Origin of the sequence: Kibdelosporangium persicum (assembly GCF_013280595.1) — a bacterium.
GTDB lineage: Bacteria > Actinomycetota > Actinomycetes > Mycobacteriales > Pseudonocardiaceae > Kibdelosporangium > Kibdelosporangium persicum.
The window spans coordinates 428,011-449,763 of the sequence record NZ_JAAATY010000003.1 but is presented as its reverse complement, the minus strand read 5'-3'; the positions used below and the strand labels follow the sequence as shown (position 1 = coordinate 449,763).

The window sequence follows — 21,753 nt, the reverse complement described above, 5'->3', positions numbered from 1 at the left end:
AGCCGGGCCGGATGCGGCCCCTGACGCCACCGCGGGACCGCCCAAAGACAACCAGTATTCGCGGCGATCCCGCGGCGACGCCAGGAACCGCCCCACCGAGCCGATTCCGGCCTCCGGCCGGGGCAGACTCTCATCGACCGGGACATTCGAAACACGACCTAGTCGGCGAGGCGCTCGACGGCTTGGGCGGCTTCCTTCAGGTCCGCGCCCGTGCTCTCCCGGTAGGCCCGGATCGCCTGGATTTTCTTTCCCTCCGCCAGCAGGGCTCTGACCTCGTCGAGTTCGGGGTCGGCGACGTCGACGCCGAGGTTCGTGGTGATCGCGTCGACTTTGCGTTCCAGCCGGGCCAGCCTGCGGTCGAGCCGGGTGAGTTTGCGGTCCATGCCGCTCGACCCCAGGACCACGGCCCCGATGAGCACGGCGGCACTGAGCAGGAGGATCTCGTAGTCCACGGGCGAAGCCTAGACCGGGGTTCGAGGAGTCCTCGAGCAGGCAGCCGGGCGTGACGTGCCGGGCACGAACCGTGGCGTGGGAGAAAACTGCAAGGAGCCCGTGATCCACTCGGCGGGTGAGTTTCAGGGTCGACCCCGATGCCGTCGACGCGATGGCGATGATGATGGGGCGCGCCTGTGAGGCGGCGCAGCTGTTCTCCGCGCACGCGCTCACCGGTGCCGACAACGTCGACGAAGGCATGCTGCTCAACACCGTCTTCGACGCGTTGGACAAGTACCAGGCGCTGGCCCAGTTCAACCTCGAACGCGGATTCACGCTGTCCGGGACGTGCTCGGAGACGCTGGCCAAGGCCGCGAAGTACTACCGGGACACCGAAGAGGCCACGGCCGCGGCCATGGACAGGACCTTCCCGGAGCCGATCCAGCCGCCGCGCACGTTCCCCATGCAGTACAACCCGCCGTGGCGGTCGTTCATCGACGTCTACAACGCCTCGGAAGACCCTCGCAAACCCGGCTCCGACTACGCGGGCACGGCGACGCCCACCGAGGGCAGCCTCAAGGTGGGCGACGGCTGGCCCGTGCTGGAGATCGTCGGCGCGCTCAACGAGATCACCGGCAAGATCTCGGTCGCGCAGCACGTACGGGACCTGCTGAAGTTCGCGACCGGCGTCGACTGGATCGGCCGGATCACCGAGTACATCAGCGGCGACTGGGTCGAGCTGATGCGCCAGGGCATGGCGCTGCGGGACATCTCGGTGGCGTACGGCCGGATCAGCGCGAACGTGATGCGTGGCTGGAGCGATCTCGGCCCGCGCTGGGGCGGCAACGCGGCGGGCACCGCGCGGGACTGGCTGTGGGACTACGCCCGCAACGCCAGCCTTTTCTCCGGGTTCTGCGACCAGGCGGGCGTGGCGGTGCAGAACTTCGCCCGTTCGGCGTACCACGGGATGCAGGCGTTGGACATCGCCGTCGACTTCCTGCTGGACGCCCTGGTTGACGTCCTGCTCAAGGCATCGGGCGCGAGCGACCTGATCGGCACGGCGATCGGCATGCTGCGCGGCACCATGCCGCACGAACTGCTCGCGGGTGTGGTCGCCGGAGCCACCAAGGTCGCGGACGCACTGGACCTGATCGAAGCCGCGGTGCACACCCTCAAGGGCGTGGCGGCGTTCCGGGAAGGCAACGAGGCAGTGCACAGCATGGCGTGGCCACCGCTCGAGTACTCCCACCCGGCGGTGCCATGACCAGCCCGTGGTCGACCGAGGCCGGTCGCGGTGCCCGCGAAGCCCAGTTGCGGTTGCTGGCCCAGGACAAGGGATTCGCCGGCGAGTTCGCCAGGGAAGTGCTCGCCGGACGGGCGAACCTGCACGCCATCCTGCGTCAGTCCATCGTCCCCGAGGACGCACTGGGCTCCGTGCGCGCCGCGGCCGAACGCTGGAACGCCCTGCCGGACGAGGAAAAGCGCACTCTGGTGCACGAGTGGGACGACACCACGGCGCGCACCATCGAGGCGCTGAACGCGATCGCGCGGCCCGAACCGAAGCCTCCGGAGAACCACGAGGACGAGACCTGGTGGAAATGGTGACACCGAAGGCAAACCCCCTCGTGAGTGTTTATCAGGGTTAGAACACCGATAAACACTCACGAGGGGGCCTAGCAGGACTCCTCGAGCTTCACCGTGCCGAAGTCGATCACGGTGTCGTGCTCGAACATGGTGCCCGCGGGGATGTTCTGGGTGCAGACCTTCCAGTTCGAGTCGGCGATCTGGTTGCGCTTCTTGCCGGAGGCATCGTGTGACCGGGTGATGAACACCGGGTTGCCGGTCAGTTTCTGGATCCGGTCCTGTGCCTGTTGCAGGGTGCCGCCGACGAGGTTGGGCATCGTCCACTGCCGCGGCGCTTTCGAGGCGCGCGGCGCGGTCGCCACTCCGGACCCGCTCGACGTGAGAACACCTGTCGACGTGACCGTGCCGGTCGTCACAGGGCCGGTGCCCTGACCACAGCCGGCCACGACCGCACTCACGCATGCCACCAAGATCCACCCGACTCGCACGCCGAATCCTTTCGCCGCCACGGTTCCCGTGTTCCCAGCGTGGCACACGAGTCAATCGGGCCGAACGGGTGACGCCGGTCGCTCGTGGTGAACGACCGGCGCAGGCCTGGCGACGACCCGGCGAGGCCGGGTGGACCTGGTGCTCGTCGGGCCGCCGGTCAGTGCTCGGCTGCCGAGTACCCGGCCGGGGTGGTCATGATCCGGTCCGGGCCGACGCGCCGGACGGCGCCGGTGAGGGTCACCGAGCCGGTGAGCGGGGTGTCCGAACTGGACCGTCCGACATGGAGCTCGACGAGCCCCGGTTCGACGACCCGGTGACCGTCCCGGCCGGTGAACGACGTGACGTCGGCGTGCAGGGTGAACGTCACGTCGGCGCTACGCCCGGGTTCGAGGGGGACCCGGACGAAACCGGCCAGTTGCCGTTGCGGGCGCGTCACCTGGGCCACCGGGTCACGCAGATACAGCTGCACGACCTCGACGCCTTCGCGCGAACCGGTGTTGGTCACCGTGACCGTGATGTCCACGCTGCCGTCCACCGGGATCTCCGGGGAGCTCACCCGCAGGTCCCGATAGTCGAAAGTCGTGTACGACAAGCCATGGCCGAAGGAAAACCGTGGCGTCGGATCCAGCGCGCTGACTTCGCTGCGATACCCCAGCGGGGCGCTCAGGTAGCTGCTCGGCTGCGCACCCGGGTGCGCGGGCACGGAAACCGGCAGCCGTCCGGACGGATTGACCTGTCCCATCAGCACATCCGCGATGGCGTCGGCGCCTTCCTCACCGGGGAAGAAGGTCTGCACGGTCGCGGCGGCTGGTGGCGTGGTGTACGGCCTGCCGCTGCACACGAGCACCACGGTCGGAGTCGACGTGGCGAGCAGTGCGTCGAGCAGTTCGGTCTGCCCGTTCGGAAGCCGCAGATCAGGTGCGTCGCACCCCTCACCGGAAGTCCCGCGGCCGAACAGTCCGGCCTTGTCGCCGACGACCGCGATGCAGACGTCCGCTTCCCTGGCGGCGTCGACGGCGGCCTGGACGCCTGCCTCGGTGGGGACGAACGTGAGGTCGGGCTGTCGTTCCCGCAGTGCTTGCACGATCGTCTTGATCTCGATGCCCATGCCCGCGTCCGGGTGGGACACCCCGACGTGGGCGGGGAACGAGTAGCAGCCCAGCATCACGAGCGGGTCGTCGGCCAGCGAACCGACCACGGCGATCCGGCCGGGACGCAGCGGCAGGACCGAGGAGTTCTCCAGCAGGACCACCGATTCCTCGGCGAGCTTGCGGGCCACGGCCCGGTTGGCCGCCGAGTCGAGCGGAACGGGGCTGGCCGTGGGCGAGTAGGACGGGTCCAGCAGGCCGAGTTCACACTTCTGGCTGAGCACCCTGGTCACCGCACGGTCCACATAGGACTCATCGATCGCGCCAAGGCGGACCGCGTCGGCGAGTGGTGCGCCATAACACCGGACGGTCGGCAGTTCGACGTCCACGCCCGCGGTCAACGCCTGGGTCGCGGCGTGGCCAGGGTCGCCGGCCACGCCGTGCGTGGTCTCCAGGAAGGACACTCCGAAGTAGTCGGAGACCACCACGCCCTTGAAGCCGAGGACATCGCGCAGCAACCCGGTCAGCATCCGGGTGTCGGCGGCCGTCGGCACCCCGTCGATCTCGGTGTACGACTGCATGACCGACCGGGCGCCTTCCCGCAACGCCATTTCGAACGGGGGCAGGATCACGTCGGCCAGTTCGCGCGGCCCCATGCTGACCGGCGCGTGGTTGCGGCCCGCGCGGGACGCCGAGTATCCGGCGAAGTGCTTGAGGGTGGCCACGATCCCGGCCTGTTCCATGCCGCGCACGTACTGCGCGCCGATCATGCCGACCAGGTACGGGTCCTCGCCGATGGTCTCCTCGGTCCGGCCCCAGCGCGGGTCGCGGGTCACGTCGAGCACCGGCGCGAGCCCTTGGTGGATGCCGTGTGCGCGCATGTCGTGGCCGATCCGTGCGCCCATTTCGCAGATCAGCGCGGGATCGAACGTCGCACCCCACGCCAGCGGCACCGGGTACGCCGTCGCGCCCCACGTGGTGAACCCGGCGAGGCATTCCTCGTGCGCCATCGCCGGAATCCCGAACCGGTTGGTGGCCATGATCTCGCGCTGGGTGTGCTCCAACGCCTTCGCCCCGGCCTCCGGCGTGACCGGTGCGGTGCCGAAGGTCCTGGTCAGCTGGCCGAGCCCGTACTTGATCACCTCCGGCCACGGCGGGGTGTCCTCGGCGAGCTCGTCCTGGTGCGGAGCGACGCCGTCACCCGAGGCCGCGGCGCTCACCCAGACCCCGGCGAGCTGCGCGATCTTCTCCTCGAGCGTCATCCGCGAGATCAGGTCGGCCACCCGGGCCTCGACCGGCAAAGCTGTGTCCCGCCATGGTTCCACGCCTACCTACCTCCGGAGTATGCGGCGGTGCTGGACCGCACGACGAGACTGGTCGCCAGTTCGACCCGGTGGTGTTCCACGTCCCCGCTGCCCGCCAGGGTGATCGCCATCCGGGCGCCGGCCGCGGCCATCTCCTGCAACGGCTGGCGGACCGTGGTCAGCGGTGGCCCGACCCATCTGGCCACCGGCAGGTCGTCGAAACCGACCACACTGAGGTCTTCAGGGATACGCAGGCCGGCCGCGCGTGCGGCCTCGTACACGCCGACGGCCTGCAAGTCACTGCCCGCGAACACGGCGGTCGGCCGGTCCTCCAGCGACAGCAACGGAAGCAACTGCTTGTACCCGGCTTCGACGTGGAAGTCGCCGTGCCGCACGAGTTCCGGGTCGACGGTCAGGCCGGCGGTCTCCAGCGCCGCGCGGTAACCGTCCACTCTGGCCCGGCTGCACAGGACGTGCTGGGGGCCGCCGATCATCGCGATCCGGCGGTGTCCCAGCTCGATCAGGTGCCGGGTCGCGGTCAGCCCGCCCTGCCAGTTCGTCGCGCCGACCGAGTGGGTCTCGGCGGTCGGCTCACCGACCGGATCGACCACCACGACCGGGATGTCGCGGGCCCGCAGTTTCGCCAGCTGGTCCGCGCTCAGGTCGGAGAACACCGCGATCACCCCGACCGGACGGCGGGCCAGCACGTTCTCCAGCCAGCTCTGTCCCGGCCGCAGCCTGCCCTGCGACTCCGACAGCACGACGGCCATGCCGTTCTCGCCCGCGACCCGTTCGACACCGCGGATGATCTCCAGCGCCCACGCGCTCTCCAGCTCGTGGAACATCAGCTCCAGCAGGTTCGACTTGCGGTACCGCTCGTCGGTCCGGCGCTGGTAGCCGTGCCTGCGGATGATCTCCTCCACCCGCTGGCGGGTGTCCGGCGCGACGTCCGATCGGCCGTTCATCACTTTCGAAACTGTCGGAACCGAGACCCCGGCTTCCGCCGCGATGTCGGCGATCGTGACCTTGCTTGCTTTGGCAGGCATGAGGCGCAGTGTACGCCAGGAAGAGCGGATGGGGAGCCCTTGACGGTGTGGCCGGTCACACCTACAGTCTCCGAAACAGATCGCCATTCTTTCGAAACTATCGGAGGAAGTCCGTGATCAGATTCGGGTTGATAGCAGTGCTGCTGTTAGCCACGGCTTGCGGTACCTCGGGTCCGCAGGCCGGCGGCGGCGAAGGAGCCGGCGGCGGCACGCTTCATGTCTGGGTTCTGGAGGACAAGCTCAACGCGACCCAGCAGAAGGCCGCTGACGAGTTCAACAAGACGTCGCCGGTCAAAGTGGTGATCGACAAGTTCAACCCGGACAGCTATCCGGACAAGCTGCGGGTGTCGATCGGCTCACCGAACGCACCGGACGTGTTCTTCAACTGGGGCAGCGGTTCCATCTCGCCGTACGTGAAAGCGGGTGAACTGGCCGACCTGACGCCCGCGTTCGACGCGGACCCCGCGTTCAAGTCCGCCTTCCTGCCCGCGGTACTTGACGTCGGCAAGATAGACAACAAGTACTACGGTGTGCCGCTGCGCGGCATGCAGCCGGTGATCCTGTTCTACAACAAGCAGGTCTTCGGCGACGCACAACCACCCAAGACCTGGACCGAGCTGTTGTCCCTGGTGGACAGGTTCAAGGCACAGGGGGTGACCCCGTTCGCGCTGGGCGGCGCGACGGCGTGGACCGAGCTGATGTGGGTCGAGTACCTCGTGGACCGCTTCGGCGGGCCGGACGTGTTCAAACGGATCTACAACGGTGAACCGGGCGCGTGGCGTGATCCGGCCGTGCTGAAGGCGGCTCAGGCGATCAGGGACCTGGTCGACCGGGGTGCGTTCGGCACGAACTACGCCTCGGTGGACTACAACTCGCACGCGGCGGAGACGTTGTTCGCCAAGGGCCGTGCGGCGATGCACCTGATGGGGTCGTGGGAGTTCACCAACCACACCGAGTTGCAGCCGGACTTCGCCAAGAACGGCCTGGGCTTCGCGCCGTTCCCCGCGGTCGACGGCGGCACGGGTGACCCGGCGAACGTGGTCGGCAACCCGACCAACTTCTTCTCGGTCACCGCGAAGTCCAAGCACCAGGACACCGCGATCAAGTTCCTCAAGACGATGATGAGCGACAGCTACGTGCAGGGCCTGCTGGACGCCGGCGACGTGCCGGTGCTCGGCTCGGTCGAGCCGAAGCTGGCGAGCACGCCGAACCCGGACTTCGCCCGGTTCCAGCTCGATCTGGTCCGCAAGGCGCCCGCGTTCACGTTGTCCTGGGACCAGTCGCTGTCCTCCGCGGGTGCGCAGACGATGCTCACCACGATCCAGGACCTGTTCAACCGCAAGATCACCCCTGAGCAGTTCGTGGCCAACGTGGAGAACGTGAAGTGACGACAGTCCTTGACCGGGCCGGTCCGGCGGCAGCCGTGACGCCGCCGGGCCGCCGCCCGGTCGCCATGCTCAGCAGGCCGGGGGCTGGGTGGATCGTGCCGGGACTCGTCCTGTTCGGACTGTTCGGCATCGCGCCGATGGTCCTGGTCGCGTACCTGTCGTTCACCCAGTGGAACCTGCTGGGCTCTCCCCAGTTCGCGGGGCTGGCGAACTGGCAGCGGTTCTTCACCGACCCGGCGATCCTGGACTCCCTGTGGCTCAGCGCGGTCCTGACCGTGCTGTGCTGGGGATTCCAGACGCCGGTCAGCCTGCTGCTGGGAGTGTGGGCGGCGGGCAAGCAGCGCAGCAGGGCCGTGTTGTCGGCGATCTTCTTCCTGCCGTTGCTGTTGTCGAGCACCGCGATCGCGATCCTGTGGCACGCGTTGCTCGACCCGAACTGGGGTCTGCCGTCCTATCTCGGCGGTGACGGCAACTTCATCGGCACGCCGCAGGGCGCGATGATCTCGGTGGCGTTCGTGGCGTCGTGGCAGTTCATCCCGTTCCACACGCTGATCTACCAGGCCGGGACGCGGCAGATCCCGGAGGTGCTCTACCAGGCCGCGGTGATGGACGGCGCGAGCCGGTTCCAGCAGTTCGTGCACATCACGTTGCCGCAGCTCAGGCATACGATCGTGACGTCGTCGGTGCTGATGATCGTCGGCGCGCTGACGTACTTCGAGACGGTGCTGGTGCTGACCGCCGGCGGACCGGGGACCTCCACGTACATCCTGCCCTTCCGGATGTACGCCACAGGTTTCCGGTCCTACGACATGGGTTACGCCAGTGCGATCGCGTTCGCACTGGTGGTGATCGCCACCGCGATCTCGATCATCCTGGTGCGGATCTCCGGGTTCGCCAAGATGCGCAGCACCCGGGAGGGCCTGTGATCGCCCTGCTCTGGCTGGTGATCGTCGCGGTCCCGTTGCTCGCGTTGTTCGGGGCGACGCTGCGCACCCAGGACGACTACCTGGACAACGGCCCGCTGGCGTTCCCGGACGGGATCACCGGCGACAACTACCTCTCGGTCTTCGACAAGGGGTTCGGCACGGCGTTGGGCAACACGGTCATGGTCACGGCCGGGACCGTGCTGCTGGTGATGATCACCGCGATCCCGGCGGCGTACGCGATCGTGCGTTCGCCCAGCCGGATCGTGTCGAGCGGCTTCCGGATGTTCCTGCTGGGCCTGGCGATCCCCATGCAGGTCACCGTGGTGCCGATCTACCTGGTGATCACCCGGCTGCACCTGTACGACTCGTTGCTGGCGGTCGTGTTGCCCACCGCGGCCTTCTCGTTGCCCGTTTCCGTGCTGATCCTGGCCAGTGCCATGCGGGACGTGTCCGAGGAGGTCTACGAGTCGATGGCGCTCGACGGCGCCGGCAGCTGGCGGGTCCTGCTCAACCTGGTCGTCCCGATGTCCACCTCGGCCATCGCGACGATCGGCATCTACTCGGCTTTGCAGGCGTGGAACGGGTTCCTGTTCCCGCTCGTGCTCACGCAGTCGGCGGACCAGCGGGTGCTGACGCTGTCGTTGTGGGAGTACCAGACGCAGTTCGGCATCAACGTGCCCGGCTTGCTCGCCGCGGTCGTGCTGTCCGGGCTGCCGATCTTCATCGCGTACCTGTTCGCCCGCCGTGCCCTGACCAGTGGGCTGATGGGAGTCGGTGGGAAGTAGCCCCTGCGAGCAACCCAAGGAGCAACAAGGATGTTGCGAAGAACCGCGTTAGCAGGCGCCGTACTGGCCGGGCTGGGTGTCTGGCAGGCGCCCGCGGCCAGTGCGGCTCACTGGGCGCCGCCGTTGCAGCACATCACGCACCGGTACGTCGGCAGTGCCGTCACGCCGGCTCACCTCGCCGAGCGGGACTACCGTGCGGTGCTGACGCGTGAGTTCGACAGTGTGACGCCCGAGAACGAGTTGAAATGGGAGACGCTGGAGGCCACCCGTGGCCAGTACGACTGGTCCGGTGCCGACGAGCTCGTCCGCTACGCCAAGAAGCACCGCAAGTCGATGCGTGGACACACGCTGGTCTGGCACAGCCAGCTGCCCACCTGGGTCGCAGAACTGCCCGCGGACGAGCTGAGAGCCGTGCTGCGCCAGCACATCACCACGGTGGTTAGCCGGTATCGCGGCAAGATCCGCGCGTGGGACGTGGTCAACGAGGCGTTCAACGAGGACGGCACCCGCCGGGACACCGTCTTCCAGCAGAAGCTGGGTGACGGCTACATCGCCGACGCCTTCCGGTGGGCCCATCAGGCCGACCCGTCCGCCAAGCTCTACATCAACGACTACAACGTCGAAGGCGTCAACCCCAAGTCCGACGCCACGTACGAGCTGGTCCGCTCGTTGCGCAAGCAGGGCGTGCCGATCCACGGCATGGGCATCCAGGCTCATCTGTCCATTGAGTACGGATTCCCGACCGGCTACCGCGAGAACCTCAAGCGGTTCGGCGCGCTGGGCGTCGACGTGGCCTTGACCGAGGCCGACGTCCGGATGCCGCTGCCCCCTGACGACGCCAAACTGGCCACGCAGGCGCAGTACTTCAAGGAGCTGTGGGACGGCTGCCACGCGACCCGGCGGTGCGTGGAGTTCACCACCTGGGGCTTCACCGACCGCCATTCCTGGGTCCCGGGCTGGTTCCCCGGCGAGGGCGCGGCGTGTCTGTTCGACGAGAACATGCGGCCGAAACCCGCATACCGGGCCATCAACCCGTGAAGGAACGCTGAATGACACAGCACAGAAGATTCCGGGCCACGATCGTGGGCTGTGGGGTGATCGCGGAGTCCGGTCACATCCCGGCGTTACGGGCGGCGGCCGACCGGGTCGAGATCGTCGCCGCGGTGGACAGCGATCCGGAACGGCTCGCGGACTTCCAGCGGCAGTACGAGATCCCGGCCGGGTACACGTCCGTCGCGGCGATGCTGGCGGTCGGCAAACCGGATCTGGTGCTGGTCTGCACGCCACCGGCGACCCACGCCGACATCACGGTGCGGTGCCTCGAGGCGGGGGCGTGGGTCCTGGTGGAGAAACCGCCGTGCCTGTCGCTGGCGGAGTTCGAGCGGATCGAAGCGGCCGAACGGGAAGGCGGGCCGTACGCCAGCGTGGTGTTCCAGCACCGCTTCGGTTCGGGCGGCCGCAACGCCGTCGACCTGATCTCGTCCGGCGCGCTCGGCCGTCCGTTGGTGGCCGCGTGCCATACGACGTGGTACCGCGACCAGGCCTACTTCGACGTGCCCTGGCGTGGCCGCTGGGAGACCGAAGGCGGCGGCCCGACGATGGGCCACGGCATCCATCAGATGGACCTGTTGCTGGCGATGCTCGGCGAATGGGACGAAGTACGCGCGATGGCCGGCCGGCTGGCGCGCTCGATGGACACCGAGGACGTCTCGATGGCCATGGTGCGCTTCACCAACGGCGCCATGGCGTCGATCGTCAACAGCGTGCTGTCGCCGCGCGAGGAAAGCTACATCCGCGTCGACCTCACTGACGCGACTGTGGAACTGACGCACCTCTACGGCTACAAGAACGCTGACTGGCAGTACACCCCAGCCGTGCACGTCCGCGACTCCGAACGCGTCGCGTCGTGGACGGACATCCCGGACAACGTGTCGAGCTCGCACACCGCCCAGTTGCCGTACGTGCTCGACGCCATGGCCAAGGGCGAGCGGCCACCGCTGTCGGGGCGGCAGGGACGCGAGACCCTCGAGCTGATCGCGGCGATGTACCGGTCCGCGTTCACCGGGCTGCCCGTGCGGCGCGGCGAGATCGGCCCGGACGACCCGTACTACCACCGGATGGATGGAGGTTCACAGCCGTGGCCATAGTGGACGATGGGCGGACGTTGACGCTCACCGCGCGCGACGTCGAGTTGTTCCGGTACACCTATCGCCCCGACACGCCCGCGTTCGAGTGCCCGTGCCCCAGCTTCCATCCACTGCGGACACTCGACGGGGACGTCGTCACCGGCAACCGGCCGCACGACCACCGGTGGCACAAGGGTTTGGCGATGACCGCGTCGCACCTGTCCGGCCAGAACTTCTGGGGCGGGGTGTCCTGGGTGACCGGCGAGGGCTACCAGGTGCTGCCCAACGTCGGCTCGCTGGCGCACCGGACGTTCGGCGGGCCGGGCGTCGAGGAGATCGACTGGATCACCGCGGCGGGCGAGAAGTGGATCTCCGAGCGGCGGGTGATCGAGTACGGCATCGGAGCCGATCACTGGTGGCTCGACCTGACTTTCGAACTGCGCAACGTGCGTGGTGCGGAGCTGCGGTTCGGGAGCCCGACCGTGTACGGCCGGGAGATGGCCGGGTACTGCGGGTTCTTCTGGCGTGGACCACGTTCGTTCACGGGCGGCACGGTCCTGGCGTCGGGAGGGCGGTCCGGGCCTGAGCTGATGGGCGGCAAGGCGGACTGGCTGGCCTTCGTGGGAGCGCACGACGAGGTCGATCGGATGTCCACCTTGCTGTTCATCGGCGATCCGGCCAATCCCGGCACCCACTGGTTCGTGCGCACCGAGCCGTACGCGGTGGTCAACCCGTCCTTCGCGTTCTACGAGGAACTGGTGCTCCCGCCGGACGAGACGCTGAGGCTGAGGTACCGGCTGCTGATCGGCAACGGCGCGTGGGAGCGCGACCGGCTGGAGGACCAGGCGTGGACGTGGAGCCGGTGATCTTCCCGGGCGCGACCGGGATCTCCGGGCTGTCGGTCTATCCGTGGGAGGCCGAGGACGGCCGCTGCGGCGGATCCCCGCACGTCCACCTGACGTGCACGGAGGCGTACATCACGGTGTCCGGCTCCGGCAGCCTGCAGACCCTGACCGGGCAGGGCCTTTCCGAACACCCGCTGATCCCCGGGACAGTGGTGTGGTTCGGGCCGGGCACGATCCACCGCGCCGTCAACGTCAGTTCGTTGCGGGTGATCGTCGTGATGCAGAACAGCGGATTGCCGGAGGCGGGTGACGCCGTGCTGACGTACCCGCCGCAGGTGCTCGCTGATCCCGTGGACTACCACCGGGGCCGCAAACCACGGGAACGCCGGGATCTGGCGGTCCGCGGATTTCTCGACCTGGCCCGCGATCCCGGGGCGTTGGCGAAGTTCTACCAGCAGGCCGCCGAACTCGTGGCGGACCGGCTGGACTCCTGGGAGGCGCGGTGGGAAGCCGGTCCGCTCGAATCCGTCCGGCAGACGCAGCGGCAGCTGAACGCGCTGCGCGCCGGAAACGTCGACTACCTGATGGACAGCGAGGTCCGGGTCGCGGAGGCACCCGCCCAGCGCGCGTACGGGATGTGCGGGATGCTGGACGTATACCGCCTATGAGGGCACGGCTGCGACGGGACAAGGTCTTCCTGCTGGTCGCCCTGCCAGGAGTCCTCGCGCTGCTCGTGTTCCACTACGTTCCCCTGCTGGGCAACGTGATCGCGTTCAAGGACTACCAGCCGTACCTGGGGATCACCGACAGCCCGTGGGTCGGCTTCGACAACTTCAACGTGCTGTTCAACGGCGACGCGATGTTCCTCAGGGCACTGGGCAACACCCTGGTGATCACGCTGTTGCAGGTGGTCGTGGTGTTCCCGATCCCGATCGCGCTGGCCTTGCTGCTCGACAGCCTGGTGTCCGAACGGGTGAAGCAGGTCGTGCAGAGCGTGCTGTACCTGCCGCACTTCCTGTCGTGGGTGATCGTGGTCGCGGTGTTCCAGCAGATGCTGGGGGATTCCGGGCTGCTGAACAACACCCTGCAGTCGGCCGGGATGGGGCCGGTGGACATCATCGGCAACCCGGACGTGTTCAAGGCGTTGATCACCAGCCAGGTGCTGTGGAAGGACGCGGGCTGGGCCACGATCCTGTTCCTGGCCGCACTGTCCAGAATAGACAGCACGCTGTACGAGGCGTCGGCGATCGACGGCGCCAACCGGGCCCGCCAGTTGTGGCACGTGACCCTGCCCGGGCTGCGCGGGATCATCGTACTGCTGCTGATCCTGCGGCTCGGTGACGCGCTGACCGTCGGGTTCGAGCAGATCATCCTCCAGCAGGCGGCGGTCGGGTCGGACGTCAGCGAGGTGCTGGACACGTACGTCTACAACAACGGCATCCTGGCGGGCAGCTGGGGGATCAGCGCGGCGGTCGGGCTGGTCAAGGGCATCGTCGGCGTGCTGCTGGTGCTCGGCGCGAACAAGCTGGCCCACAAGTTCGGCGAACAGGGGATCTACCAGCGATGATCAAGTCACTCAAGGCGCTGGTGCTCGCCATCTGCTGCGCGGCCGTGATCGTGCCGTTCTTCGGGATCATCGCGACGAGCCTGTCCAGCCGCGAGGACGTCACGCGCGCGGGCGGCTTCGTCATGTTCCCCAGCGAGATCCGGTTCGACGCCTACGAGGCGATCCTGTCCGGTGGCGTGGTCACCCGGGCGACCGTGGTCAGCCTGCTCATCACGCTGGTGGGCACAGCGTTGAGCCTGGTGGCGACGACGTTGCTGGCGTACGGCCTGAGCAGGCGCGGGACACTGCTGCACCGGCCGATGCTGGCGATCGTGTTGCTGCCGCTGCTGTTCACGCCCGGCATCATCCCGAGCTACCTGATCGTGAAGTACCTCGGGCTGCTGGACACCTACTGGTCGCTGATCCTGCCGGTGGTGGTCAACGCCTTCAACGTGATCGTGCTGCGGGCGTTCTTCATGGAACTGCCGCAGGAAGTCATGGACAGCGCGCGGATCGACGGCGCGGGCGACTTCACCGTGCTGTGGCGGATCGTCCTGCCAATGAGCAAGGCGGTCCTGGCCGTGATCGCGTTGTTCTACGCGGTAGCGTACTGGAACTCGTTCTTCAACGCCTTGCTGTACATCAACGACACCGCGAAGTGGCCGCTGCAACTGGTGCTGCGGACGTATGTGGTGAACCAGGCCGAACTCGGCGTCGACCAGCTCGGCGGGACCGAACTGCCGCCGCGGGAGGCCGTGCAGATGGCCATCCTGGTGTTGTCGATCATCCCGATCCTGCTCGTGTACCCGTTCGTGCAACGCCATTTCACCAAGGGGGTGCTGGTCGGTGCCGTGAAGGGCTGACTGGTCTTGCCAAGCAGAAGGAGACAACGATGTCCGTGAACCGCCGCTTATTCCTGACCGGTGCGCTGGCGACGGCCGTCGCCGGGTGCAGCAGCGGGACGACGAGCAATCCCACCCAGACCGTCAGCGGCATCAACCTGCCGACGTACACGCCGTATCCCGGCGTCCAGCCGGACCTCAAGGGCAACGCCCAGGGCCTGCTCGACGCGTTCCTGAAGTACCCCGACCCGCCGGTGAAGGCGGTCAACGCACCACCGATGAACGGCGGCTCGGTGTCCGCGTTCGTGCTGACGAGCTCGCCCGTTCCGCCCGCGGTCGACCAGAACCCGTACTGGCAGGAGCTCAACCGGCGGCTGGGCACCGACTTGCGGCTGACGATCGTGCCGAACGCCGACATGGCCACGAAGTTCGCCACCCTCGTGGCCGGTGACGACCTGCCCGACCTGATCGTGCCCGCGCTCTACACTCCCAACGGACTGCCCGCCGGTGTCGCCAACCTGCCCGCGTGGATGGCCAGCAAGTGCCAGGACCTGACGCCGTTCCTGTCGGGTGACGCGGTCAAGGAGTACCCGTTCCTGGCGAACCTGCCGACGTCGGCGTGGAAGGACTGCCGGTACAACGGCGGGATCTACGGCCTGCCGGTGGCCCGTGGTGTCGGTGGCAGCCTGATGTTCCGGCGCGACGACCTGCTGGCGGAGTTCGGCGTCAACCCGAACCCGGGGAGCTTCGCGGAGTTCCGTGACCTCTGCAAGACGGTCAGCGGCCCCGGCCGGTGGGCGCTGTCCCAGGCGCCGACGGACTTCATCTCGCAGATGCTCGGCCTGCCGTTCCGCTGGAAGGACGAAGGCGGCTCGCTGAAGTCCCGGTACGAGTACGAGGAGTTCAAGCAGGCCCTCTCGGACGCCGCCCAGCTGGTGCAGCAGGGCGCCGTGCATCCGGACAGCTTCACCAACAACGCGCCGGTGAAGAAGTGGTTCAACGCGGGCACGACCGTGCTCATCACCGACCGGTACACCGCGTGGCCCCAGTTCTACGCCGAGAACATCGCCGGTCCCGGCTTCGCCATCTCCGGCATGCGCCCGCCGAAGTACGACGGCGGGGGATTCGCGGCGACCTGGCAGGCCCAGGCGACCAACAACTTCACGGTGATGAAGAAGTCGGAACCCGGCCGGGTGCGGGAACTGCTGCGGCTGTGCAACTGGCTGGCGGCACCGTTCGGCACCGAGGAGTACCTGTTCCGCAAGTACGGTGTCGCCGGCGTGCACTACGTGATGAAGGACGGCGGTCCCCAGCAGACCCAGGCCGGCGTCACCCAGACGGTGCTGGGCGTCCGGTACATTGTGGACTCCCCGGACGTGATCTTCATCCCGGGAAACCCCAATGCGACTCGTCAGTCGTACGAATACCAGGCGTCCATCATCCCGACCGCCGTGGCCGACCCGACGCTGAGCCTGTTCTCCGACACGTGGTCCCGCAAGCAGGGCCAGCTGGGCACGATCATCAACGACGCCCAGAACGACATCCTCAGCGGCCGCAAACCGGTGTCCACCTGGGACGACGTGGTCAAGCAGTGGCGGTCCACCGGCGGCGACCAGGTCCGCAAGGAGTTCGAAGAAGCCATGCGCACCCAGTAACCCCTCGTGAGTGTTTATCCGTGTTCTAACCCTGATAAACACTCACGAGGTTTTCCTTGGGCGAGGCCGGTGTGGGCGCGGGCCTGTTCGTCGAGGTCGCCGATCTTGACGGCGACCGCCAAGGCGTCGGTGTAGTGGTGACGCGCCTCGGCAGTCATCCCTGTGCAGCCGAGGGCGTCGCCGAGTCCGTTGAGCGCGGTCGCCTTGCCGTACTCGTGGCCTGTTCTTTCGCAGAGGGCCAGCGCGTGCGAGTAGTTCGTCGCGGCTTCGGTGTACATGCCCTGGTTGCGGCGCACGTCGCCGATGTTGATCAACGAGTGCGCCTCGCCACGGAGATGCCCCGAATCGCGGGCGATGGCGAGGGCGCGTTCGTGTTCCGCCATGGCCCGGTCGTAAGCGCCCGAGCGCATCGCGATCATGCCGAGCCGGGTCCGTGCCACCGCTTCGCCGACCCAGTCGGCCGCCCGCAGGAAAAGTTCAAGCGCTCGTTCGTGCAACTCGGCCGCGGCCGAGAGGTCGCCGAGCCGTTCGTTGACGATGCCGAGGTTCGTCAGCGCCCGGGCCACACCGATGACGTGACCGGCCGCGCGGGCATACGCCAACGCTTGCGCGTGGTGGACAGCGGCCTGTTCGTACTGGCCGGTCTGCTCCTCCACGCTTCCCAGCCTGGTCAGGGCCCTGGCGGCGCCGGCCTGATCGGAAGCCCGCAGCGAAAGATCGAGGGCCCGCTGATAGTGCGAAGCGGCCTCGTCGTAACGCCCTGACTGCCAGTGGACCGAACCGAGATTGGTCACGGCATGCGCTTGCGCCGACAAATCATTCACCTGCACGGCCGCCCGTTCGGCATGCGTGTGGATGGTGAACGCTTCGGCGTACCTGCCTCCGTCGAGGTACCGGTAGAGGGCCGTGGCGAGCCGCACGATCCGCACCGGTGGCAACTGTGGACAGACGGCCGTCAGGTTCGGCAGTTCGGCGTCCAGCCATGACCGGTTCGCCGCGCTGTCGATGGAACCGGCCATAACGATTGCCGTGTCGACGTAATGGTCGAAGAGACGCCCGCGGGCTTCGTCGTCCTTCGCGAGGTCGGCGGCGAACGCGTGCAACAGATCGTGCATGCCCCACCGGCCAGGTGCCGTGCTGTGCACCAGGTGCGCTCGGCTGAGAACTTCGAGCAGGAGCGAAGCGTCGGCGATCTCGGTGTCGAACAGCGCCGCCGCGGCGGTGGTGTCGACGTCGGGACCGGGATGCAGCCCCAGCAGGCGGAACGCGCGTGCGACGTCCGGGCGGAGGTGCCGGTACGACCACGAGAACACCTCGCGGACCGCGGCCCGGTGGTCGCCCCCGCCGTCGAGCAACATCAGCCTCCGGCCGCGGTCGGCCAACTCGGCGACCAAAGTGGACAGGGGAGTGGCCGCGCGCGCGACGACCAGTTCCGCGGCCACCCGCAACGCCAACGGCAGGCGGGCGCATTGCTCGGCAAGCGCTTGCGCCGCCTCGGGTTCCGACTGCGCCCGGGCGCCGATCATCGTGTTCATCAGGCTGACGGCGTCCTGCCGGGACAGCACCTGGAGTTCGACGCGGTGCTGCGCGGGCAACTCGGGCAGCGTGTCGCGGCTGGTCACCAGGATCGCGCAAGAAGGCGGGCACGGCAGCAGCGGTGCGATCTGGTCGACCGAGTTCACGTTGTCCAGCACCAGGAGCAAGCGTTTGCCGGTGATCTCGTCGGACAGCCTTCGCGCTTTGTCGGGCACGTTCCCGGCGATGCCGAGCGCGCCGAGCAGCCGGACGAGCGCGTCACCGGCGGACAACGGCTGCTCGGAGTCGAAGCCGCGCAGGTCGATGTACAGCTGACCGCCGGGAAAACGGTCACGGACCTGGTGTCCGAATCGGACCGTCAACGCCGTCTTGCCGACCCCCGCGCTGCCGGACACGACACACACCAGACCGGACGGCCCGTGACTGGTCAGGGCGTTCTCCAGCCCGCGCAGCTCCGCCGTCCGGCCGGTGAATCCGCCGACATCGGCAGGCAGCTGTGCCGGCGCGGGCTGGCCGGCCGAGGGCTTCACCAGTGCGGCGTAAGCGTTCGCGAGTTCCGGGCCGGGGTCGACGCCGAGCTCGTCGGCGAGCCTCCGGCAGGCCGCGTGGTACGTGCCGAACGCCTCGCTCCGGCGTCCCACAGCCTGGTACGCGCGGATCAGCCGGGCCAGCGCGGCCTCGTCGAGCGGCTGGTCGGCGGCCGCGTCCTCGAGCAGCGTGACGACCTCGTGCGCCGCTCCCGCCGTGATCTTCAAGTCGCCGTAACGGGCGAGCGCGGCCCGGCGTTGCTCGGTCAACGCCAGTACCTTCTTGTGCCCGGCCAGAGCGGGCACGTCGGCGAGCGGAGAACCGCGCCACAACCGCAGAGCCGCACCGAGTTTGTCGGCGTCCTGCCGCGCGGCCAGCAGTTGCTTGAACCGGATGAGATCGATGTCCGGCGCGCGCAACGCGTATCCGTCGCCAATGCGAGGCAGGTAGGAACTGTGGCCGTACGCGCGCCGGCCGGGTTCCAGGATTCGCCGCAGGCTCCGGATGTATGTCTGGATCACATTGGACGCACTGGGCGGCGGCTGGTCGTGCCACAACGCTTCGACGATGTCCGCGCGCGAAGTGGGCTGCCCGCCGTTGAGCGCGAGCAGGCCGAGCAGCGCACGCACCCCGGCTGATCCGAGGTCCAGCAAAGCGCCGTCCCGCCAGACGCGCAACGGCCCGAGTACCTGGATCCTGATCACAGCTTGGCCAGTTCCGCTCGGACGCTCTCGGCCTGCGGGTCGTCCATCTTGGTGTACAGCTCGAGCGCCTTCTCCCAGTGCTGACGCGCCTGGTCCACGTCACCGGCCAGCTGGAACGTACGGGCCAGGCCGTTGTGGGCGCGTGCTTCGTCGTCCTCGTCGCCGGTCTCGACGGCCAGCGCGAGCGCCGCGTTGTGCCGGGCACGGGCGTCTGTGGCACGGCCGGTTGCGGACAACGCTTCGCCCAGCCCGTTGAGCGCCACGGCGAGACCTCGCTGCTCGCCGACTTCGTGGAACAACGCGATCGCCGCCAGATGCCTGCTGATGGCGGGCTGTGGCTCGCCGCGTCGCACGTCGAGTTCACCCAAGTTGGTCAACGCGTACGCCTCTCCACGCCGTTCGCCCATTTGCTGGAACAGGTCCATGGCCTTCTCGAAGTGCTCGCCCGCCGCGGTGTGGTGATCCAGCCTCTTGTCGACGTAACCGAGGTTGAGCAGGGCGTACGCCTCGCCGGACGTGTAGCCGATTTTGCGGCACAGCTCCAACGCGTCGCCCAGGTGCTCGGCGGCGGACGAGAACTTGCCGCGCCGCTCGTCGATGATTCCCAGGCTCACGTGCGTCTGCACCTCCCCGAGCCGGTCACCGATCCGCTGGTAGATGGCCAGCGCCCGGCGTTGATGATCCTCGGCCTGGTCGTACCGGCTGAGCCGCTCGTCGACGATCCCCAGGTTCGCCAGTGCCCGCGCTTCGCCGTTCAGGTCGTCCCGCTCGCGGTACAGCACAAGCGCTTGGTTGAGATGGTCGGCGGAGGAGGAGTAGCGGCCCGCCCGCCACAGGACCGTTCCGAGGTTGGTCAACGCGTGCGCGCGATCGGCCGGGTCGGCCGCGGCTTCGAGCGCGTGGCCGTGGATGACAAGCGCTTCCGCGTACCGGCCGCCTTCGAGGTACCGGTGCAGAGTCGTGGCCAGCTTGGCGGTGTACGAGGGCCAGCCGTACGCGGTCAGCGCGATCAGCGTGGGCAACTCGGCGTCCAGCCATTCCCGTGCCGTTTCGGCGTCCGGCATCGGCCGGCCATAGGGGCCGGGATCGTCCTGGTTCATCGCGTGCAGGACGTGCATCGCGGCCTTGGTCGTGGTCAGGTAGTAGTCGAAGACCCGGACTAGGGCGGCGTCGCGGTCGGTTCCGGAGTCGTGCTGTTCCGCCAGTTGCATCGCGTACGCCTTGAGCAGGTCGTGAGTTGACCCGTCGGATTGCGTCAGATGGGCTCGGGCCAACTGGTCCAGCGTCCGGCGGGCGTCGTCCAGTGCGCTTCCGGCGAGTGCCGCGAGAACGTACGGATCGACGCGCGTCCCGGGATGAATGCCGATCAGCCGGAACGCACGCGCGGAGTCCGCCGGCAGGTGTTCGTACGACCGCGAGAACACCACCCGGACGGCCGCCCGGTCATCGCCGCCCGCGTCCAGGATCTCCAGCCTGCGCTGCTGGTCCGCCAGTTCTTCCACCAGTTCCCGCAACGGACTCGACCGGCTGATGGCCAGCTCGGCCGCCACCCGCAGCGCCAGCGGCAACCTGGCGCACTGCTCGGCGAGGACGGCGATCGACTCGGAGTCCTCGCCGATCAGCGAGCGCAGCAGTTGCTGGGCCTCAGCCGCGGGCAACAGGTCCAGGTCCAGCCGATGGGCGCCGTGCAACGCGACCAGGCCGGCCAGGCTGTCTCGGCTGGTCACGATGACCGCGCAGGACTCCGTGCCAGGCAACAACGGCCGGATCTGCTCGACGGAGTTGGCGTTGTCCAGCACAAGGAGCACACGGCGTCCGGCGAGCTCGGTGCGCAGCCGCGAAGCACGGTCGGCCAGGTCCAGGGAGACCTCCGCACCCGGAACACCCAGCGCGTTGAGGAACCGGCCGAGCGCGTCCAACGGGGTGACGGGACGGCCGGGAGCGTAACCCTGAAGGTCGATGTACAACTGGCCGTCCGGGAAGCGCTTGCGGACGCGGTGGGCGCAGTGGATGGCCAACGCGGTCTTGCCGACCCCCGCCGTCCCGGAGACCACGCAGATCGGCATGCCCGGCGCGGCGAGCTCGCTGTCCATTTGAGACAGCTCGGGGCCGCGGCCGGTGAAGCCGGGCACGTCGGCGGGCAGCTGGTTTCCGACCGGCCGGACCACCGTGGCCCGGGTGTATTCGGGCTGGTCGAGCAGCACGCCCTGATGCGCCTCGGTCAGTTCGGGCCCTGGGGCGACCCCCAGTTCGTCCGCGAGCCGCCTGCGGATCGAGTGGAACGCCTCGAACGCCTGCGCGCGCCGCCCGGCGGCCTGGTACGCCCGGATCAGCCGGGCCTGCACGGCCTCGTCCAGCGGGTGTTCCGCCGCGGCCTCCTCCAGGACGGGCAGTGCCTCGGCCGCGGCGCCCTGCGAGATCATCATCTCGCCGTACCGGGCGATCGTGGTCTGCCGCTCCTTCGCGACCGCGAGCACCGCCGGGTGGTTGGCCAGCGTCGGGATGTCCGCGAGCGGCGCGCCGTGCCACAGGTCCAGTGCTTCCTTGAGCAGCAGCGGATCGGAAGCCGCTGCCAGCTTGCGGAAGCGGGTCAGGTCGGTGCTGAGCCGTAAGGCGTAACCGTCGCCGACGCGTGGCAGAACACTGCTTCCCGCCCGTGGCGGACGGCCGGGTTCCAGCAGCCGCCGCAGGTGTTTCACCCTGGTCTGCAGGATGTTCACGGCGCTCGCGGGCGGGCGCTGGCCCCATGCGGCGTCGATCAGGTCGGCGCGCGACAAACCCTGCCCGCCGTTGAGCGCGAGCAGTCCCAGCACCGCACGCTGACCCACCGGACCGAGGTCGACCGGGTCACCGTTGTCGTGCCACGCCCGGACCGGCCCCAGCACCTGGACCCGCACGCACCCCCACCTCCACCGCGTCCAGTCGCCGT

18 protein-coding genes are annotated in these 21,753 nt (G+C 68.4%); 12 read left to right on the top strand and 6 right to left on the bottom strand.

Annotation, left to right across the window (positions count from 1 at the left end; all coding sequences use genetic code 11):
* Window positions 1-158: 158 nt before the first annotated feature.
* Window positions 159-452, bottom strand: coding sequence for a hypothetical protein (locus tag GC106_RS08930; protein WP_173126532.1), 294 nt, complete (start codon window positions 450-452; stop codon window positions 159-161).
* 116 nt (window positions 453-568) lie between these two features.
* Here GC106_RS08930 and GC106_RS08925 point away from each other — a divergent pair, with 116 nt between their 5' ends.
* Window positions 569-1,696, top strand: coding sequence for a hypothetical protein (locus tag GC106_RS08925; protein ID WP_173126529.1), 1,128 nt, complete (start codon window positions 569-571; stop codon window positions 1,694-1,696).
* A complete protein-coding gene (locus GC106_RS08920; protein WP_173126526.1) occupies window positions 1,693-2,037 on the top strand; it encodes a hypothetical protein in 345 nt (114 codons plus the stop codon). The genes GC106_RS08925 and GC106_RS08920 overlap by 4 nt, the downstream gene beginning before the upstream one ends.
* A 68-nt stretch (window positions 2,038-2,105) precedes the next feature.
* On the opposite strand, the gene GC106_RS08915 is transcribed toward GC106_RS08920, so the two are convergent.
* The 3 genes from GC106_RS08915 to GC106_RS08905 all read right to left on the bottom strand — a co-directional run bounded on the left by GC106_RS08915 (window position 2,106) and on the right by GC106_RS08905 (window position 5,943).
* Entirely contained in the window at window positions 2,106-2,474 is a 369-nt protein-coding gene (locus GC106_RS08915; RefSeq protein WP_173126523.1) for a hypothetical protein, read from the bottom strand.
* A gap of 188 nt (window positions 2,475-2,662) precedes the next feature.
* Window positions 2,663-4,918: a glycoside hydrolase family 3 N-terminal domain-containing protein gene (locus GC106_RS08910; RefSeq protein WP_312872545.1), complete on the bottom strand. Its 2,256-nt coding sequence runs from the start codon at window positions 4,916-4,918 to the stop codon at window positions 2,663-2,665.
* Window positions 4,919-4,920: 2 nt separating this feature from the next.
* Entirely contained in the window at window positions 4,921-5,943 is a 1,023-nt protein-coding gene (locus GC106_RS08905) for a LacI family DNA-binding transcriptional regulator (protein WP_173126520.1), read from the bottom strand.
* A gap of 113 nt (window positions 5,944-6,056) precedes the next feature.
* On the opposite strand from GC106_RS08905, the gene GC106_RS08900 reads away from it, so the two are divergent.
* Genes GC106_RS08900 through GC106_RS08855 form a run of 10 tightly spaced genes read left to right on the top strand, consistent with a single transcriptional unit; the run spans window position 6,057 to window position 16,056 of the window.
* The gene (locus GC106_RS08900) at window positions 6,057-7,331 is read left to right on the top strand and encodes an ABC transporter substrate-binding protein (protein WP_217280205.1); all 1,275 of its coding nucleotides are present in this window, start codon (window positions 6,057-6,059) and stop codon (window positions 7,329-7,331) included.
* Window positions 7,328-8,257, top strand: coding sequence for a carbohydrate ABC transporter permease (locus GC106_RS08895; RefSeq protein WP_312872544.1), 930 nt, complete (start codon window positions 7,328-7,330; stop codon window positions 8,255-8,257). Before GC106_RS08900 ends, GC106_RS08895 begins: the two co-directional genes overlap by 4 nt.
* Window positions 8,254-9,042 carry a carbohydrate ABC transporter permease gene (locus tag GC106_RS08890; RefSeq protein ID WP_173126517.1) on the top strand — a complete coding sequence of 263 codons (789 nt, stop codon included), beginning with the start codon at window positions 8,254-8,256 and terminating at the stop codon, window positions 9,040-9,042. Before GC106_RS08895 ends, GC106_RS08890 begins: the two co-directional genes overlap by 4 nt.
* A gap of 30 nt (window positions 9,043-9,072) precedes the next feature.
* Window positions 9,073-10,080, top strand: a complete 1,008-nt coding sequence (locus GC106_RS08885) for an endo-1,4-beta-xylanase (protein ID WP_173126514.1) — start codon at window positions 9,073-9,075, stop codon at window positions 10,078-10,080.
* Window positions 10,081-10,091: 11 nt separating this feature from the next.
* Window positions 10,092-11,189: a Gfo/Idh/MocA family protein gene (locus tag GC106_RS08880; protein ID WP_173126511.1), complete on the top strand. Its 1,098-nt coding sequence runs from the start codon at window positions 10,092-10,094 to the stop codon at window positions 11,187-11,189.
* On the top strand, window positions 11,180-12,034 hold the full coding sequence (locus GC106_RS08875; RefSeq protein ID WP_173126508.1) for a DUF6807 domain-containing protein: 855 nt from the start codon (window positions 11,180-11,182) through the stop codon (window positions 12,032-12,034). Before GC106_RS08880 ends, GC106_RS08875 begins: the two co-directional genes overlap by 10 nt.
* The gene (locus tag GC106_RS08870; protein ID WP_312872543.1) at window positions 12,016-12,681 is read left to right on the top strand and encodes a cupin domain-containing protein; all 666 of its coding nucleotides are present in this window, start codon (window positions 12,016-12,018) and stop codon (window positions 12,679-12,681) included. Before GC106_RS08875 ends, GC106_RS08870 begins: the two co-directional genes overlap by 19 nt.
* The gene (locus GC106_RS08865; protein WP_173126505.1) at window positions 12,678-13,580 is read left to right on the top strand and encodes an ABC transporter permease; all 903 of its coding nucleotides are present in this window, start codon (window positions 12,678-12,680) and stop codon (window positions 13,578-13,580) included. Before GC106_RS08870 ends, GC106_RS08865 begins: the two co-directional genes overlap by 4 nt.
* Complete coding sequence (locus GC106_RS08860) at window positions 13,577-14,422, top strand: carbohydrate ABC transporter permease (RefSeq protein WP_173126502.1); 846 nt, start codon at window positions 13,577-13,579, stop codon at window positions 14,420-14,422. Before GC106_RS08865 ends, GC106_RS08860 begins: the two co-directional genes overlap by 4 nt.
* 35 nt (window positions 14,423-14,457) lie before the next feature.
* On the top strand, window positions 14,458-16,056 hold the full coding sequence (locus tag GC106_RS08855; protein ID WP_173126499.1) for a type 2 periplasmic-binding domain-containing protein: 1,599 nt from the start codon (window positions 14,458-14,460) through the stop codon (window positions 16,054-16,056).
* A 14-nt stretch (window positions 16,057-16,070) separates the two neighbouring features.
* Here the strand turns inward: GC106_RS08855 and GC106_RS08850 are convergent, their stop codons facing one another.
* Together GC106_RS08850 and GC106_RS08845 are read right to left on the bottom strand one after the other, a co-directional pair.
* On the bottom strand, window positions 16,071-18,824 hold the full coding sequence (locus GC106_RS08850; RefSeq protein WP_173126496.1) for an AfsR/SARP family transcriptional regulator: 2,754 nt from the start codon (window positions 18,822-18,824) through the stop codon (window positions 16,071-16,073).
* Complete coding sequence (locus GC106_RS08845; RefSeq protein ID WP_173126493.1) at window positions 18,821-21,721, bottom strand: AfsR/SARP family transcriptional regulator; 2,901 nt, start codon at window positions 21,719-21,721, stop codon at window positions 18,821-18,823. The genes GC106_RS08850 and GC106_RS08845 overlap by 4 nt, the downstream gene beginning before the upstream one ends.
* Window positions 21,722-21,753 lie beyond the last annotated feature (32 nt).

What these genes read in the sequence shown, in the direction of transcription:
- GC106_RS08920 (WP_173126526.1), top strand. Translation starts at nt 1,693, where the DNA reads ATGACCAGCCCGTGGTCGACCGAGGCCGGTCGCGGTGCCCGCGAAGCC.
- GC106_RS08905 (WP_173126520.1), bottom strand. Translation starts at nt 5,943, where the DNA reads ATGCCTGCCAAAGCAAGCAAGGTCACGATCGCCGACATCGCGGCGGAA.
- GC106_RS08885 (WP_173126514.1), top strand. Translation starts at nt 9,073, where the DNA reads ATGTTGCGAAGAACCGCGTTAGCAGGCGCCGTACTGGCCGGGCTGGGT.
- GC106_RS08880 (WP_173126511.1), top strand. Translation starts at nt 10,092, where the DNA reads ATGACACAGCACAGAAGATTCCGGGCCACGATCGTGGGCTGTGGGGTG.
- GC106_RS08865 (WP_173126505.1), top strand. Translation starts at nt 12,678, where the DNA reads ATGAGGGCACGGCTGCGACGGGACAAGGTCTTCCTGCTGGTCGCCCTG.
- GC106_RS08860 (WP_173126502.1), top strand. Translation starts at nt 13,577, where the DNA reads ATGATCAAGTCACTCAAGGCGCTGGTGCTCGCCATCTGCTGCGCGGCC.